General features: G+C 70.5%; 15 protein-coding genes. 6 read left to right on the forward strand and 9 right to left on the reverse strand.

The window, feature by feature from the left end; genetic code table 11:
- Nucleotides 1-1078: 1078 nt before the first annotated feature.
- Entirely contained in the window at nt 1079-1984 is a 906-nt protein-coding gene (locus ACIBI9_RS10510) for an alpha/beta hydrolase (RefSeq protein ID WP_397221681.1), read from the forward strand.
- Between the two features lie 104 nt (nt 1985-2088).
- Here ACIBI9_RS10510 and ACIBI9_RS10515 read toward each other — a convergent pair whose 3' ends face one another.
- The gene (locus ACIBI9_RS10515) at nt 2089-3150 is read right to left on the reverse strand and encodes a DUF4192 domain-containing protein (protein WP_397221841.1); all 1062 of its coding nucleotides are present in this window, start codon (nt 3148-3150) and stop codon (nt 2089-2091) included.
- On the opposite strand from ACIBI9_RS10515, the gene ACIBI9_RS10520 reads away from it, so the two are divergent.
- Together ACIBI9_RS10520 and rpsO are read left to right on the forward strand one after the other, a co-directional pair.
- Entirely contained in the window at nt 3128-3316 is a 189-nt protein-coding gene (locus ACIBI9_RS10520) for a hypothetical protein (protein WP_397221852.1), read from the forward strand. The genes ACIBI9_RS10515 and ACIBI9_RS10520 overlap by 23 nt on opposite strands.
- 662 nt (nt 3317-3978) lie before the next feature.
- Nucleotides 3979-4248: a 30S ribosomal protein S15 gene (rpsO, locus tag ACIBI9_RS10525; protein ID WP_393172660.1), complete on the forward strand. Its 270-nt coding sequence runs from the start codon at nt 3979-3981 to the stop codon at nt 4246-4248.
- Nucleotides 4249-4972: 724 nt separating this feature from the next.
- Here the strand turns inward: rpsO and ACIBI9_RS10530 are convergent.
- The 5 genes from ACIBI9_RS10530 to ACIBI9_RS10550 all read right to left on the reverse strand — a co-directional run bounded on the left by ACIBI9_RS10530 (nt 4973) and on the right by ACIBI9_RS10550 (nt 9592).
- Nucleotides 4973-5707, reverse strand: coding sequence for an EI24 domain-containing protein (locus ACIBI9_RS10530; protein ID WP_397221682.1), 735 nt, complete (start codon nt 5705-5707; stop codon nt 4973-4975).
- A gap of 10 nt (nt 5708-5717) precedes the next feature.
- A complete protein-coding gene (locus ACIBI9_RS10535) occupies nt 5718-6299 on the reverse strand; it encodes a Maf family protein (RefSeq protein ID WP_397221683.1) in 582 nt (193 codons plus the stop codon).
- A 34-nt stretch (nt 6300-6333) separates the two neighbouring features.
- Nucleotides 6334-6975 (reverse strand): DUF937 domain-containing protein, encoded by a 642-nt coding sequence (locus tag ACIBI9_RS10540; RefSeq protein WP_397221684.1) that lies wholly within the window; start codon nt 6973-6975, stop codon nt 6334-6336.
- A 67-nt stretch (nt 6976-7042) separates the two neighbouring features.
- Entirely contained in the window at nt 7043-8974 is a 1932-nt protein-coding gene (gene ftsH, locus ACIBI9_RS10545; RefSeq protein WP_397221685.1) for an ATP-dependent zinc metalloprotease FtsH, read from the reverse strand.
- A gap of 36 nt (nt 8975-9010) precedes the next feature.
- A complete protein-coding gene (locus ACIBI9_RS10550; protein WP_397221687.1) occupies nt 9011-9592 on the reverse strand; it encodes a hypothetical protein in 582 nt (193 codons plus the stop codon).
- A gap of 387 nt (nt 9593-9979) precedes the next feature.
- On the opposite strand from ACIBI9_RS10550, the gene ACIBI9_RS10555 reads away from it, so the two are divergent.
- Nucleotides 9980-10948, forward strand: coding sequence for a DUF3616 domain-containing protein (locus ACIBI9_RS10555; RefSeq protein WP_397221689.1), 969 nt, complete (start codon nt 9980-9982; stop codon nt 10946-10948).
- On the opposite strand, the gene ACIBI9_RS10560 is transcribed toward ACIBI9_RS10555, so the two are convergent.
- Both ACIBI9_RS10560 and ACIBI9_RS10565 read right to left on the reverse strand, forming a co-directional pair.
- Nucleotides 10938-11597: a peptidyl-tRNA hydrolase gene (locus ACIBI9_RS10560; RefSeq protein ID WP_397221690.1), complete on the reverse strand. Its 660-nt coding sequence runs from the start codon at nt 11595-11597 to the stop codon at nt 10938-10940. The two genes, ACIBI9_RS10555 and ACIBI9_RS10560, sit on opposite strands and share 11 nt — an antisense overlap.
- Nucleotides 11594-12859, reverse strand: a complete 1266-nt coding sequence (locus ACIBI9_RS10565; protein WP_397221692.1) for an MFS transporter — start codon at nt 12857-12859, stop codon at nt 11594-11596. Before ACIBI9_RS10565 ends, ACIBI9_RS10560 begins: the two co-directional genes overlap by 4 nt.
- 71 nt (nt 12860-12930) lie before the next feature.
- Here ACIBI9_RS10565 and ACIBI9_RS10570 point away from each other — a divergent pair, with 71 nt between their 5' ends.
- Both ACIBI9_RS10570 and ACIBI9_RS10575 read left to right on the forward strand, forming a co-directional pair.
- Entirely contained in the window at nt 12931-13878 is a 948-nt protein-coding gene (locus ACIBI9_RS10570; RefSeq protein ID WP_397221693.1) for a GlxA family transcriptional regulator, read from the forward strand.
- Nucleotides 13879-13947: 69 nt separating this feature from the next.
- Nucleotides 13948-14778 carry an SAM-dependent methyltransferase gene (locus tag ACIBI9_RS10575; protein WP_397221694.1) on the forward strand — a complete coding sequence of 277 codons (831 nt, stop codon included), beginning with the start codon at nt 13948-13950 and terminating at the stop codon, nt 14776-14778.
- On the opposite strand, the gene ACIBI9_RS10580 is transcribed toward ACIBI9_RS10575, so the two are convergent.
- Nucleotides 14775-16220, reverse strand: a complete 1446-nt coding sequence (locus tag ACIBI9_RS10580; protein WP_397221695.1) for an FAD-dependent monooxygenase — start codon at nt 16218-16220, stop codon at nt 14775-14777. The two genes, ACIBI9_RS10575 and ACIBI9_RS10580, sit on opposite strands and share 4 nt — an antisense overlap.

A 16220-nucleotide genomic window follows, 5' to 3' on the forward strand; every position in this document is an offset into this window, starting at 1 on the left:
CTCACAACCACAGCCAACCGCCCGCGACCAACAACCCGCAGTCAGCAGCCCCGACCGGGGCCAGCCGCTCGCGACTGGCGACCGGCAATCGGCAGCTCGGGACCAGCGACTCGCAATCGGGAGCCCGTGACCGAAGCCCCCAACTCACGGCTAGCGACCAACCGCCCGCGACCGGCATGCGGCCACCTGCAGTCAGCAGTCCGCGGCCGGGGTCGGGGGTCGGTGGCCGGTGGCCGGTGGCCGGGGGTCGGTGGCCGGGGGTCGGTGGCCGGGGGTCGGTGGCCGGGGGTCGGGGGTCGCGACTGGAAACCGGCAATCAGCAGGCCGCGACCGGCGACCCGCAATCAGCAGGCCGCGACCGGTGACCCGCACATCGGCAACACGCGAACGGCAACCGGCAACCGGCAGTTGGTGGCGACCCACTTCCCTGTGGCTGGTGGATGGCCACTACCGGCTCAAGGTTGTCGAGCTGCTGACTCCCGCTGGCGAGTGCTGGCTCGCGACCAGCAGGTGGCGGCTTTGCAGGTGTCGCCATGCCTTCGGCGGCCTCCTGGCCGGGTACGCCGCGATGCCTGACGACGGATCTCATCGCTCTCACGATCATCCGTCGATCGGTTGTGGGAGCCAGAGGAGAGTCGCGTCGGCGACGTTTGACAGTGTTGCGGCCGCGGGCTGTAATGATCTCCGTGTCGCGTGACGTCGGCGAGGAGAACGCCGATGGCATGGAGGCGCTGTATCAGGGGGTTGATCTCGTGACGTCTCAGTTCACCGGTCACATCTGATCTTGGCGACGCCCGCGCAGTCCCTGCTCGGATGGTGTTGAGCACCGTCACCGCAGGTGAGTACGGCGCATTCTCGCGTGCCGAATGGCTGAGTGCCGATCCGCGCTTCCGATGATGCTGGGTCGTCGGATGCTCCCACCGCCTTTCCCGTCTTCGCCAGGTACGGCACCAGGCGACTCCTGGTGACCGCTGCCATCGGCGCAATGTGCCTGTCCTCGACTTGCCTCCCCCGACGCTTCACCACTCCGGAGCGAGGGAGGCCGTCCCGTCTACTGCTTCATGCAAAGGATTCATTCGTGAACTTCACCCGCATCCCCGCCTCGCCCGACGCCGGCGCCATGGTCTTGGCCGAGATCAGAGCCATGCAGTCTGAACCTCCCGTCCTACCGGCCGACGCTGACCTCACCGCCCTGTTGCCGCACACCGGTGGCATTCCCGGCACATGGGTCACTGCTCCGCGGGAGTCGGCTGCCGATGAGGTGTCTGCGTACGGGGTTACCGTTTATGTCCACGGCGGCGGTTTCGAGTACACCAATCCCCACCTGGAACAGGTCATGGCCTACCGCCTCTCTCAGGTGACCGGCCGCCCTGTCCTGGCCGTGGACTATCGCCTTGCCCCGGCTCACCGGTATCCGGCCGCCCTTGAGGACGTGGTGAGCGCCTACCGGAGTCTGCTCGCTCAAGGTGTGCCTGCCTCTCGGATCATCCTGGCCGGTGAGTCCGCCGGCGCCACACTGGTGCTGTCGGCGCTGCTCGTGCTCGAACAAACCGGCGACGCCCTGCCCGCGGGAGCGTTGGCCATCTCTCCGCAAACCGACCTCACGCTGTCCAGCCCCTCGATCGACGCCAACGACGGCCAGGACGTCATCAACCGGGCCGTGCTCGATCACGTCCGTACGCAGTACCTGGCCGATGCGCGGCCGGATCAGGCGCCCCAATCTCCTCTCCATGGCGACCTTCGCGGACTGCCGCCGCTGCTGGTCGTTGCCGGCTCGAAAGAGGTTCTGCTCGATGACGCGCGGCGGTTCGCGGAAGCGGTGTCCGACGCCGCAGGAACGGTCAGCCTCGACATCTACGACGGCATGCCGCACGCCTTCCACGCGAGCGTCGTCGGTGCCGATCCGCTTCCCACCGCCGTGACCTTGCTCCGCCGCGTCAGGGAGTGGAGCAGTTCTCTCGCCGTCCAAGACCACGCAAGCTGAGAAGCATCTTCGGTCCGTCCCTCCCCCAGTACGGATCAGGCCGCCCGCGCTGCGTCGTCGCTCTGTGGCCTCGATCGATTGGTCCACTTCGTGGTGGGCGGGTGTTATTCGGGCGGGGAATGGGGGTCGTCTTCGTCCAGGAGGTTGACCAGGGGGAGGAGCCAGGAGGGGTGGGGTGGGCCCATGGCGGCGTCGAGTTCGGCCGGGGTGGGGAGGCGGTTTCGGAGGATCGTGGGAGACAGGAGGTTTTGGAGGGCGTGCATGAGGAGGTTGGCCATCGAGTAGCTGGGGTCGATGGTCAGGGCACGTTCCAGGGCGATGGTGGCCTGGACGTTGTTTCCCGCACGCCAGGAAGCCATCGCCAGGAGGGATGCGGCCGGTGGGATGAAGCGGGGCTCCAGCCTGCGGGTCAGGTCCTTCCAGAGGAGTACGTGAAAATCTTGCATAAGGGTCCAGGCCTCGTCGCGGGCTCTGGTGATCGATAGGGCCAGACCCAGTTTCGCCGCCTCCGCGTCGTCCAGGCGGTCGCCTTCCTCGTGGGTCTGGAGGGCTGATCGGACTCTGTTCAGGCTTTCGGCGATGAACTGCGTCGCGAAGGTGTCGAGGTTTGTGGTGGCTGTCAGGTCGGCCCGGAATTCTGCGATCGCGTCGGCCGTGGCTCGGCGCATGGCCATGCGTACGGGGCCTGCGATGGGGGCGATGGTACGTTCCAGGGATTCGCGATCGGGGAGGGCCACCAGGCCGCGTATGGTCGCCTCGGCGGCGATCTGGCTGGTGGTCAGGTCGTACGGCGTGCCTTCGGCCGGGCAGCACGTCGCGAGGTCGCAGATGTAGGACCAGTAACGGCCCTCGTGGGCTCGTAGTGCTTCGCCTACATGGAGTTCGGTCTTGGCGGCGAGGAGTCTGGCCTCGTCGACTGCCGGTGTCACCAGCTCCCCTGGGCCGTAGCCGACGACGACGATCTCCGTCACGCCCTCTCGGTCGAAGACAGGCTCCAAGGAGGCGAGGGTGCCCGGCGGGAACGGGAGGCTCCATCTGGCCACCAGCTTGGCCTGGCGACGGTCGAGGCCGATCACGATGAGGCTGGTCTTCGGGTGGAAGCCGACGAGGTATGGCACGGCGGCCAGGATGTCGGTGGGACTGGTGAGAGTGAGACAGGGCTCCAGGGAGGTGAAGCTGGACGAGGCGGGTGGCGGTGAGGGGGAGGAGGTCGACGGCGAGGGCGAGGGCGCGGCGGTGGTGGGACGGGAGTCCTCGGAGGTGGAAGCGGGAGTGGGGTCGGGGGTAGGCGTGGGCGCGGGGGTGGAGTGGTTGGTCGTCATGGGCCCTTAGGGTGCCTGGGCGGCGGCTGTGTGATCGGGCCCGAATTCGGTTCTGGGGATGATGGGGGCGTCCAAGGGTGGGGTTGTGGATAACTGCTGATGGGTTTTGGGCTGGGCTCCTTGGGTGGTGGTGGTTCTGCTGCTTGAGCCATGGATGGCATGAGGATCTGGACCTTGCCTGCCGTTCCGTGGCTGGCGGGGGGCGGCGGGCTGGGTGCACCGAGCGTCGATCGGTCCGGGAGAGGGTCGAGCTGCCGTAGTAGTCCGAGGCCGGGAAGGCGGGGTCACATGGCCAAGGACGGCAGCGAGAACTGCGATGTCGAAAGACGCACCGCCGAATGGTGATGCCAGGGCGCAGGCATGGTTGGTTTCACGTACAAATGCCCAAGACGGGCGACCCGTGATCGACGGCGGATAATCAGTTGCGCTTTGCGCGTCGACGAGCCAAGGATCGGCACTACGGTACGGCGGGCGGAACCGCCGACCGCCTTTCTGGATCGTGTCGCGATACGGGAGGAGAACCAGCATGTTTACCGACTCTGATCAATGCAGCAGAGAAAGCTCTGGTCAGCGTGAACATGCCCACCCGGCCCTGAGGCCTTGAGACTTCCGGGCCCCGCTGCGGCGGCCTGACTGCGCGCGCTGACCGACCTCCAGAGATCAAGGGAGATCATGGCGCTCGAAGACGCGCGGAAGAAAGCGATCATTGCGGAGTACGCAACCTTCGAAGGTGACACCGGTTCGCCTGAAGTGCAGATCGCGCTGTTGACCCATCGGATCGCCGACATCACCGCGCATCTGCGCACCCACCAGCTGGACCATCACAGCCGTCGCGGGTTGCAGATGCTCAACGGCCGTCGGCGGCGACTGCTGAAGTACCTCCGCAGAACCGACATTGAACGCTACCGACGCCTCATCCAACGGCTCGGCCTGCGTCGATGACACCCGTGCCGGGGGACGACCGCGACGCCGCTTCCCCCGGCACGTCCCGGGGGCTCCACGCGCCATGGCGATGGCCTTGCAGGATCGCGGGCTGAGGGGCGAGGAAAATCCCGCTGATCTCAACTCAGCACAGGCCCAATGCTCGGCGGTTGATCGGGTCAACGAGGCCCCATGCGAAGTGGGCGGGGCTGAGGGATGGCTGGGCTGGTGGCGAGGAGGGGCGGGTTTGGGATGAGAGGGGACGAATTGGATGAGGGGGTGCGCCGGAGTGAGGGCGGTGACCTGGGGGTGAAGGTGGTGCGCTGGGTGCTGGCGGTGCGATGGAGGTGAAGGGGTGCTTCGGGGTGAGGGCGGCGTTCTGGGAGTGAGGGAGAGCGCTGGGGCGTGGGCGGTGCGTCGGGGCGAGGGCGGTGACCTGGGGTGTGGTTGGTGCGCTGGGCGAGGGTGGTGCGCCAGAGTAAGGGCGGCGGCCTGGGGGTGAGCGGGTGCGCTGCGGTGACCGGGTGCGCTGCGGTGAGGGGGTGCGCTGCGGTGAGGGGGTGCGCTGCGGTGAGCGGGTGCGCTGCGCTGACGAAGGTGGACTTAGGGGTGAGAGTGGTGCGATCGGATGAGGGTGATGCGGCAGGGTGGGTCGGTGACGTGGGGTGAGGGGGGTGCGCTGGCTGAGGGCCGTGACCTGGGGTGGGGGCGGCGGGCTGGGGTGAGGGCGGTGGGTTGGGGTGGGTTAGGAGGTGGGGGTCAGGCGGGTGCGGACGAGGAGGGCGGCGCCGGCTACGGCCGCGGGCATGGCGATGACGGCGACGAACGGCACCAGGAACAGCAGGAATCCCACCACCCCGAATCCCAGCGCGCTGGCCTTGTTGGCGCGCAGCAGCGCGAAGCGTTGCTTGCGTGCGAACCCCCGCCGCTCCAACGCCAGGGTGGTGAGCTCCACCGTCAGGAAGAAGCCCGAGACGAGCGCCCCGAGCACCGGCACCACCGTCTGGCCGACCACCGGGACGAAGCCCAGGAAGAAGAGCGGGATCGTGAAAAGGAGCACGTAGAACAGCGTGATCAGGCTGTCCCTGATCGAGCGGGGCAGGGTGCGCCACCACGGCTGCTCCTCGGCGTCCGGGAGCGGGTCCGCCTCCGCCGACAGCCGCTCGTAGAACGGCTCCCCGATCGCCAGGGTGAGCGCGGTGAAGGTCAGTACGGCCAGCGCCAGCCCTCCGAGGAACAGCATGATCCCCACCAGCGTCCGGAACAGGTCACGCCAGCCCCACGACTCCGCGAACGGCGTCAGGAACGCGGCCAGGTCGGTGGCGTGCGTGCCCAGCAGGATCAGCGCCGCGACGTACACCGCGAACGCGATCAGCGCCGGGATCAGCCCGAACAGCCACCACCGCCCGTGCCTGGCGACCCACCCCAACCCCTGGAAGAAGAAGCCGACGCCGGACGTGAAGTCGCGCAGTGATCGCATGCCCGGCAGGCTAGCGCCAGAACGACGTCACCGCGTAGCCCAGCTCCGCGAACAGGTCACGCAGCAGCGGCAGCGAGATGCCGATCACGTTGCCGTGGTCGCCTTCGATGCTGTCGATGAACCACCCGCCGCGGCCGTCGATGCTGAAGGCCCCCGCCACGCTGAGTGGCTCGCCCGTGGCGATGTACGCGGCGATCTCCTCGTCGGACGGCTGGCCGAAGCGGATCACGGTGGTGGCGACCTCCGCCGCCTGCTTGCCGGCGGCCACGTCGATCACGCAGTGGCCCGTCACCAGGCGCCCCGTGCGCCCGCGCATGAGCCGCCACCGCTCGGTGGCCTCCTCCGCCGTGGCGGGCTTGCCGTAGGGGCGGCCGTCCAGCTCCAGGATCGAGTCGCAGCCGATGACCAGGCCCTCGTCGAGCCCGTTGGCGACCGCCTCCGCCTTGGCCTTGGCGAGCACGAGGCTGAGCGCCGCCGGGGTGTGCGCGGAGAAGGAGTCCTCGTCGACGCCGCTGACGATCACCTTGGGGTCGAGGCCTGCGCTGCGGAGGAGGGCGAGGCGGGCGGGGGAGGCTGAGGCCAGAACGATCACCGCATAAGCCTACCGTTGACCTGCGGTGCGTCATTCACCAGTCAGGATTCGAGGTCTCGGGAGCCGGGGCAACCTCGTGGCCGTCCGGGGCGCCGCGGCGGCCCGCGGTGCCGGTGCCGAAGGGCGAGCGGGACTCGTACGGTCCGCCCTGCGCGGGCACCCCGCCGCCGAAGACGGCGTCCAGCAGGCCCTGGAGCAGCTCGCCCAGCTCCCCCGGGCGGGCCGGCTGCTCGCGGTCCAGGTCGTCGGCCAGGGCGCCCGCGTTCATGTCGCGGCTCGTGGCCCGGTTGGCCAGCAGGGACATGATCATCGGTGCGACGAGGGGCAGCAGCCTCATGATGATCCTCGGGTCGACCCCCGCGAACCGCGCGAGCCCGTCCGCGGCCTGCTCCGTTCCCGGGCCGCCCAGGACGTGGCCGAGGATGCTGTGCCCGTCTCGGGTGAGCGAGGCCACGTCGCCGGTGAACGGGTCGGTGTCCACGTGGTCGTCCAGGGCCGCGCGCAGGGCGTCGGCGCCGTCCGGGTGGCGGGCGTTGCGTGCCATGCCCCCGACGATGATGCCCGACACGGCCTCGACCACGTCGCGGGCCGTGGTCGTGTCCGTGCCGAGCATCCCGGCGATCTGCTCCAGCCCTGAATCTCCGAGCTCGGCGAGGAGCTCGTCAGTCAGCGTCACGACAGTCCCCCGATCGTTGTTCCGGGAGAGCTGCCCTGATCAGGGCCGGAGCAATGCCCGATTTGCGCTAATTCTCGGAAAAGCCCACAGGGGTGGGAGCGGCCGAAGAGATCAGGCCCGCCGCCGCGTACGCGCCGGCCTCGTCGAGCGTCTCGTGTTCGAGCAGGGCCTTGACGATGGCGTCGAGCTTGTCGCGGTTGTCGGTGAGGATCTGGATCGCGCGCTCGTAGCACTCGTCCACGATCCGCCGCGCCTCCTCGTCGACGGTGGCGAGCGTCGCGGGCGAGGCCTGCGGCTGCTGTCCGTCGTTGGGGAGGATGGTCAGCGGGCCGACCTTCTCCGACATGCCCCAGCGCCCGACCATGCCACGGGCGATCATGGTGACCTGTTCCAGGTCGTTCTCGGCGCCCGTGGTGATGACCCCGTACACGACCTGCTCGGCCGCCATGCCGCCGAGCGCGCCGGTGATGCGCCCGCGCAGGTACTGCTCGTCGTAGGCGTACCGGTCGGTGTCAGGGGTGGACAGCGTGACCCCGAGCGCCCGCCCACGCGGGATGATCGAGATCTTCCTGACCGGGTCGGCGCCCGGCTGGAGCATGCCGAGCAGCGCGTGACCGGCCTCGTGGAAGGCGGTCCTGGTGCGCTCCTCCTCCGGCATCACGATGCTGCGGGCCGCGCCGAGCTGCAGCTTCTCCAGCGCGTCGGCGAAGTCGGACATCGTGACCTTCTCCTTGCCGCGCTTGGCGGCGAGCAGGGCGGCCTCGTTGACCAGGTTGGCGAGGTCGGCGCCGGTCATGCCGGGGGTGGTCTTGGCGAGCTGGTCGGGGCTGACCTCGCCGTCCAGCGGCACGCCCCGCGTGTGCACCTCCAGGATGGCGGTACGGCCGGCCGCGTCCGGCAGCCCCACCTGGACGGTACGGTCGAAGCGCCCGGGACGCAGGAGCGCCGGGTCGAGCACCTCGGGACGGTTCGTGGCCCCGATGACGATCACGCCCTCGGCGCCGGAGAAGCCGTCCATCTCCGTGAGGATCTGGTTCAGCGTCTGCTCGCGCTCGTCGTGGCCGCCGAGGCCGCCGGCTCCGCCGCGGGCCCGGCCGATGGCGTCGATCTCGTCGATGAACACGATCGACGGCGCCACCTTCCGCGCCTCCTCGAACAGGTCGCGCACCCGGGAGGCGCCCACGCCCACGATCATCTCGATGAACTCGGAGGCGCTGGCCGAGAAGAACGGCACCTTGGCCTCGCCCGCGACCGCCCTGGCCAGCAGCGTCTTACCGGTGCCGGGAGGGCCGGCGAGCAGCACGCCCTTGGGCAGCTTCGCGCCGAGCCTGCGGTATTTGCCGGGGTCCTTGAGGTAGTCGACGATCTCGACGAGCTCGTTCTCGACCTCGTCGATGCCCGCGACGTCGTCGAACGTGACCCGCACCTGCCCGGCCTCGACCGGCTTGGCGGCCTTGGACTTGCCGATGCCTCCGAGGCCGCCGCCCATCAGGCTGGCGCCGCGGCGCATGACCCAGATCCACAGTCCGGCCAGCAGCAGCACGGGCAGCAGCGAGAGCAGCAGGTTGGAGAAGAAGCCGCGGGTGATCGGCTGGGAGGTGATCTCGACCTGGCCGGTGGACAGCTGCTGGTCGAGCTGGTCGGTGTTGGCGAAGGCCGGGATCTCGGTCGCGAACTTCGTGTAGGACTCGTTGCTCTCGGGGTTCTTCGCCGCCGACCGCAGGTCGCCCTCGACGGACAGGCCCTGGGCGTAGATGTCCTTGACGTTCTTGGAGTTCACCTGCTTGGTGAACTCGGTGTACGAGATCGTCTCGACGGATCCGCTGTCGACGAACGATGACACGACGAAGAAGCCCGCGTACACCACGAGCAAGGTGACGACGAATCGCCACCAGTTGATCTTGGGCCGGCCTCCGGGTGTGCCGGGCAGGCCCTCCGAACGCCAGGGCGGTTTGCCCTTGCCGTTCTTGGATGCCTGCGGCGGTCCCGAGCGTTCCACGGCGTCACTCCCCACATCGCCGCATACATGATCCTTTTAGCCTAGAACACGCACCCCGGCGACCACGCGGCCGATGTCTCGCCACTGCTTGTACTGCGAGTCAGGCACTGTGACGAACGCCAGCCCCGGCTTACTCATTCCCCCGTCCATCACGACGACGGCCGCCCGCGACTGATGCTTTCCGTATTTGACGCGATATACGAGCATCCAGCCGTGCTTGACCGGTTGCGAGGCCATCCAGGTGATCTTTGAGCCCTCGGGGTGGTGGTTGAGCGTCCAGCGGGCCGCGAGCAGCGCCGTGTCGCGCGGGGACTTCTGCCGCATGATCGGGAGCGGACATGTGACGAACATCCCACGCTGGCCGGCGCGCGTCTTGGGGAGCACCTGCTTGGTGGTGAACGGCGCCGCGCCGTACGACTTCCACGGCTTGGAGAGGTTCGGCACGGCCAGCCCGGTGCGTCTGTCCTTGACGAGCTTCCTGGTCGGGGAGGCCAGGGACATCCGCTTGACCCGGCCCGTCAGCTTGGGGACGCGCGGGTCGGCGTACAGGGCCTCCATGGCCGTGTAGCCGGGCGCGAGCGACGAGCCGGGCGAGGGCGCCGCCGCCGTCGGAGACACAGACGGAGGGGACGCAGACGGAGGGGACGCAGACGGAGGGGACGCGGACGCGGAAGGAGGAGCCGCGGTGGAAGGTGCGGGGCCGGACGAGGACGGTGCGGCCGGCGGCGCGGTTACCGGCCCCGCCGCGACCTCGTCCGGCCCTGACGGGAGCACCACGACCAGCGCCGCGGCCGCGGCCGCGGCCAGGCCGATCACGGCGAGCCCCCGGTACACCACCCGCATCCGGATATCTCCGATACGGGAGCGTTTGGGCGGAGAAGCAGGGGTTCCGGGCCTCGCCGCGGTCCTCACTTGGGAACCCTTGATCTCTTCTTCCCCATCGAGCACGAGCGGAGCGTACGACATATCCGGCCATTGCGCCTTGGAAGCTACCGAAGTGCAATCATGGGCGACGTGGAACAGGTTGAGCTGCGATTCGACCACGCCTCGCGAGCGTCCCAAACGCACACGAATCTCTCAGCGATCCGGCAGGGCTCCGCCGGTCTCTGGGTGGCCGGCGACGAGACCGCGACCTTCGAGCACCTAACGTGGACGGGCGACCATTTCGGCGCCCAGCGCACGTTCCCGCTGGCAGACTACGTGGAGCTGCCCGCGGGCCCCGAGGACGAGGCCGACATCGAGGGCCTGGCCCGCGCGAACGGCTACCTCTGGCTGGTCGGCTCGCACAGCCTCAAGCGCAAGAAGGTCAAGTCGAAGGACCCGGACAAGGCCGCCGACCGCCTGGCCACGGTGGTCAGGGAGGAGAACCGGTTCATCCTGACCCGGCTGCCGCTCCACGACGAGACGCCCGGCCCTGGAACGATCCTCGCAGGCAAGGACAACCTGACCGCGCACCTGCGTGACGACCGGCATCTGGCGCCGTTCCTGGAGCTGCCCGGCAAGGACAACGGGCTCGACGTCGAAGGCATCGCCGTCGTGTCCGAGCGGATCTACCTCGGGCTGCGCGGACCCGTTCTGCGGGGCTGGGCGGTCCTGCTGGAGCTGCGGCTGGAGGAGGCGGGCAGGTCACGGCTGCGGCTGCGCGAGCCGTACCGCAAGCACTTCCTGGACCTGGGCGGGCTGGGCGTGCGGGACCTCTGCCCGGACGGGGACTCGCTGCTGATCCTCGCCGGCCCGACCATGGACCTCGACGGTCCCGTACGAATCGTGCGCTGGCGGCCCGGCACCAGGCAGGGCGTCGTGCCCGAGGGCGAGCTGGAGACGGTGATCGAGCTGCCCTACGGCGTGAAGTGCGACCACCCCGAGGGGCTGGCGCTGCTGGACGACGGCAGGCTCATGATCGTGTACGACAGCCCGTCGCCCGCGCGGATCACCCCGGCGGGCGGCGTGCTGGCGGACGTCTTCACGATCTAGCGACGCGTCCGTGCAACCAGGGCGCCTCGGCCACGAACGTGCACGAGCCCGGCTCGATCTCCGTGAACCCGGCGTCGCGCACCACGGGCAGCCCCGCGGCGGCCATGGCGTCGAAGTCGCCCTGGGAGGCCGCGGTGCGCGCGGACACCGCGAGGCCGCGGGCGCGCCAGGCCTCCCGCTCGGCCGCGTCGCTGGCCCACCAGGCGAGCTGGGCGGCGTGCCCGGCCTGCGCCATGGCCTTGCCCGCGGACATGTCCAGGCCCGGGTTGGCCCACAGGACCGGCGGCTCCGCGGGCGGCGGATCGGCGGTGTCGCTCAGCTCGGTGCCGCCCACCTGCAGCCGCGCGAGGTCCCGCGGCCAGCCGTCGAGCGGCACGGGCGGATGTACGCGCACCTCGGCCGTGCGGTGCTCGACGGTGCGCCCAGGCAGCGCGACCGCCCTGCGCCACTCGGCGCCCCTCGCCCGGCGGACCACCTTGCGGATCTTGCCGGTGGACTGCCAGGAGTGCAGCTCGGCGGCCCACTCGCCGGGGTCGTCCAGCAGGCTCAGCACGGCCATGGCGGCCGCTTCCAGCGCGTCGGTGCGTTCGGGAGGAGTGGCCCTCTCGATCCTGACGACCAGCGGCAGGACATAGAGCTCAGAATTCATCGTTCCCTAGCATGCCTGATCGCCACGGACATCCCTGCGGCGAGGAGGCACAGGGCGCCGGCGCCGTACCAGGCGAGGTCGTAAGCGCCCAGGTGGTCGCGGGTGAGCCCGGCGCCGACCGCGGCGAACGCGGCGCCCACCTGGTGCGAGCCGAACACCCACCCGAACACCACGGCGCCGTCGGCCCCGTAGATCCGCCGGCACAGCGCCACCGTGGGCGGCACGGTCGCCACCCAGTCCAGCCCGTAGAACACGATGAAGATCAGCATGCTGGGCTCGGTCGTGGCCGCGAACAGGCTCGGCAGCACCATCAGGGAGAGCCCGCGCAGCGCGTAGTAGACGCCGAGCAGCACCTTGGGGTCGATCCGGTCGCTGAGCCAGCCGGACGCGATCGTGCCCGCGATGTCGAAGATCCCGATGACCGCCAGCAGGCCGGCCGCCACGGGCTCGGCCATGCCGTGGTCGTGCGCGGCGGGGATGAAGTGGGTGCCGACCAGGCCGTTCGTGCTGGCGCCGCAGATCGCGAAACCGCCGGCGAGCAGCCAGAACGGCCGGGTCCTGGCCGCCGAGGCGAGCACGGTGACCGCCCTGACCGCCGCGTTCACCTTGCCCGGCGGCGCGATGGGAACCGCGCCGGGCTCGGCGCCGAGGGCGGTCGTGCCCACGTCGGCGGGATGGTCGCGCAGCAGCCACCAGACGAACGGCACCACCGCCAGCGCCGCAGCGGCCACGGTCAGCGAGGCGAAGCGCCACCCCGGCCCCTCGGCGAGCTGGGCCAGCACGGGCAGGAAGATCAGCTGCCCGGTGGCGCCGGCCGCGGTGAGCACGCCCGTGACCAGCCCGCGGTGCCGGACGAACCAGCGGTCCACCACCGTCGCGGCGAACACCAGCGCCATCGAGCCCGTCCCGAGCCCGACGAGCACGCCCCAGAACAGCAGGAGCTGCCAGCTCGCCGTCATCAGCACGGTCAGGCCGCTGCCCGCGGCGATCAGCAGCAGCGCGAGGGAGACCACGCGGCGCATGCCGAAGCGGTCCATCAGGGCGGCGGCGAAAGGGGCGGTCAGGCCGTAGAGCACCAGGTTGACGGAGACGGCCAGCGAGATCGTGCCGGCCGACCAGCCGAACTCCTCCTGCAGGGGGGTGATCAGTACGCCGGGGGTGGCACGGAACCCGGCCGCGCCCAGGATCGCCACGAAGGCGACGGCCGCCACGAACCAGGCCCGGTGCAGGCGGCGCGTGGGGGCGGTGGTGCTCAACGTCATGCGCCAATCCTGCTTTATCCAATTACATGGTCACGAGTGGCCGGATGGTCAATATGTGAAAGAATTCGGCCATGACACATCGCGTGGCAGTCGTCGTGCTCAACCACTTCGCCACGATCGATCTCGGCGTGCCCGGGCAGGTGTTCGGGACGGCCGAGACGGCGGGCGGCGAGAAGCTGTACGAGGTGGTGACCTGCTCGGAGGGGCGGATGCCGGTCCGCTGTTCGGCGGGCTACAGCGTGCTGCCCGACTACGACCTCGACGTGCTCGACACCGCCGACACGGTCGTGGTGCCCGGCATCCACGCGGGCCGGGCGCTGTTGGACGGCACGATCTCGGAAACGCTGGCCGCGGCGCTCCAGGGGCGGCCCAGGATCCTGTCGATCTGCACGGGAGCGTTCGTGCTGGCGGCGGCGGGCCTGCTCGACGGGCGCCCGGCCACCACCCACTGGCGCGAGGCCGGCCGGTTCGCCCGGCTCTTCCCGCAGGTCAAGCTCGATCCCGACGTGCTGTACGTGGACGACGGCGACGTGCTGACCTCGGCGGGCGTGGCGGCCGGGCTTGACCTGTGCTTCCACGTGATCAGGAACGACCACGGCAGCGAGGTGGCCAACCGCGCGGCCCGCCGCTGCGTCATGCCACCGTGGCGGGACGGCGGCCAGGCCCAGTACATCGACCGCCACCTGCCGGAGGCGGGCGGCGGCACGGCGGCCACCCGCGACTGGATGCTGGCACACCTGGACCACCCGCTCGACCTGACCGCGCTGGCCGAGCATGCCAGGATGAGCGTGCGCACCTTCACCAGGCGCTTCCGCGACGAGACCGGCGTGAGCCCGGCCAGGTGGCTGAACGGCCAGCGGGTCCAGCACGCCAGGCACCTGCTGGAGACGACCGACCTGGGCGTGGAGGAGGTGGCCAGGAAGGCGGGGTTCGGGACGGCGGTCTCGCTCCGGCAGCATCTGCACGCGGCCGTGGGGGTTTCGCCGCTGGCGTACCGGCACACGTTCCGGCGACTCTGATTCTCCGGCAAAAGCCGCATTTCGGCCCTACAATCGGCCCCAGGAAGATCGACTAGAAAGGGTCGTCACATGGCCGAGGCGGACCGCGTACCCGCCGGGATCAACCCGAACGTGCCCAGCGTCGCCCGCATGTACGACTACTACCTCGGCGGCCGGGACAACTTCGCAGCCGACCGCGAGGCGGCCGAGAAGATGATGGAGATCGGCCGGCGGATGGGCAACGACGCCCGCGAGATCGCCCTGGCCAACCGCGCCTTCATCGGTCATGCCGTACGCATGCTCGCCGAGGCCGGGGTGCGCCAGTTCGTCGACATCGGCGCGGGCCTGCCCACCCAGGACAACGTGCACCAGGTGGCCCAGCGGCACGCCCCCGGCTCGCGCGTCGTCTACGTCGACAACGACCCCATCGTGCTGGTCCACGCCCGCGCGCTGCTGGCCAGGGACCCGGACGTGCTGGCGATCGAGGGCGACCTCAAGGATCCCGACGCCATCCTGGACGACCCGCGCGTCGCGGAGCACCTCGACCTCTCCCAGCCGTACGCGGTCCTGCTGGTCGCGGTGCTGCACTTCATCCCCGACAACGCCGAGGCCGACCGGATCGCCGCGCGCATCCGCGAGCGCCTGCGGCCCGGGGGCCATCTGGTGCTGTCGCACCTGCTGTACGCGGGCCACGACATGGACGACGTCGCGACGGCCGGCCAGCAGGTCTACTCCGGCACGACCTCGGGCGGCCTCGCGCGGCGCGGCTACGACGAGATCGCCTCCTACTTCGACGGCCTGGACCTGCTCGGCCCGGGCGTCGTGCCGGTGGCCGACTGGACGCCCGACGGCTCCCCCGGCGGCTCGTACGACCTCTCCAAAGGCGGCATCCTGGCCGGGGTGGGCCGCCGCCCGGCCTAAGCCGCCGCCAGACCCTCGCCGAACCAGGTCCTCAGGGCCTCGTCGAGCGTCTCGTCGGGCGTGCCCGCCCAGGCCACGTAGCCGTCGGGGCGTACCAGCACGGCGCCGTCGCCCTCGAAGGGCAGCACGTGCACGCGCCCGTGGCGTACGCGCAGGCCGCCCGTCCCGTCCAGCAGCATGGGCCACGCGCGGGCGGCCGGCTCGGCCGGCAGGTCCGCCAGGAACCGGCCCGCCAGGGGGTGCGTCGGCGCGGGCACCGGGTAGGCCAGGTCCGCTCCGGCCATCATGGCGGCGATCCGGCGGCGGGCGTCGTCGTCGCCCAGCAGCTCACCGAACACCTCGCGCAACGCCGTGATCTCGGGCCCCGGCGCGGCCAGCGCGAGCTGCGCCTGGGTATGCATGGCGACCCGCAGGGCGGCCGGACGGCGCTCGGCGTCGTAGGTGTCGAGCAGGCCGGGCGGCGCCCAGCCCCGCACCTCGGCGGCCAGCTTCCAGGCCAGGTTGGCGGCGTCCTGCAGGCCGAGGTTGAGTCCGGGCGCGCCCATGGCCGAGTGGACGTGCGCGGCGTCGCCCACCACGAACACCCTGCCCTCCCGGTAGCGGTCGGCGACGCGGGTGTTGCGGCCATTGAGCCGCCTGAGCAGGTGCGGGCCCTCGCCGGTGGGCTCGGCGAGCGGCAGGTCGGCGCCGAGCACGCGGGCCAGGCCGGCGCGCACCTCCCCGACGGTCACCGGCACGTCGTCGTCGGGCGCGGAGGCGTCCCACTCCATCGAGCTGACCAGCAGGTCGGGGCCCGCGGGGAGGATCGCGTACGCGCCGCGCTCGGTCCTGTGCCAGGCATAGAGCACGTACGTGCCCAGCCCCGGCACCTCCAGCTCGACAGTGCCGGGCCGGATCGTCGCGCCCGGCACGGTGACGTGGGCGCTGCGGCTCACGACGTCGGTCGAGGTGACGCCGGGGAAGCCGATGCCCGCGAGCTTCCTGACCGTGCTGTGCGCGCCGTCGCAGCCGACCAGGTAGCGGGTGCGCAGCTCGTACGCGCCCTCGGGCCCCCGCAGCTCCACCGAGACGCCGTGGGGGTCCTGGGTGAAGCCGAGCAGCTCGTGCCCGCGCCTGATCTCCACGCCCAGCTCGACCGCCCGCCGCTCGATCAGCTCCTCCAGGGCGGGCTGCTTGATCCCCATCCCGTACAGCGGGTTGTCCGCCAGCCCGGCCAGGTTCAGCGGCAGCGCGCCGAACACGAAGCCCGGCATCGGCGCGTCCTCCACGGCCAGGCCGCGCTGGTGGAGCAGCCTGACGACCTGGCCGATGATCCCGTTGGCCTTGGGCTGGTCGCTGCGCCGGGGCAGGCGCTCGACGACGGTCGGGCGCACTCCGGCCAAGGCCAGCTCGCAGGCCAGCATCAGCCCGTTGGGGCCGCCGCCGACGATGACGATGTCCAT

This window comes from Nonomuraea sp. NPDC050451, assembly GCF_044458585.1.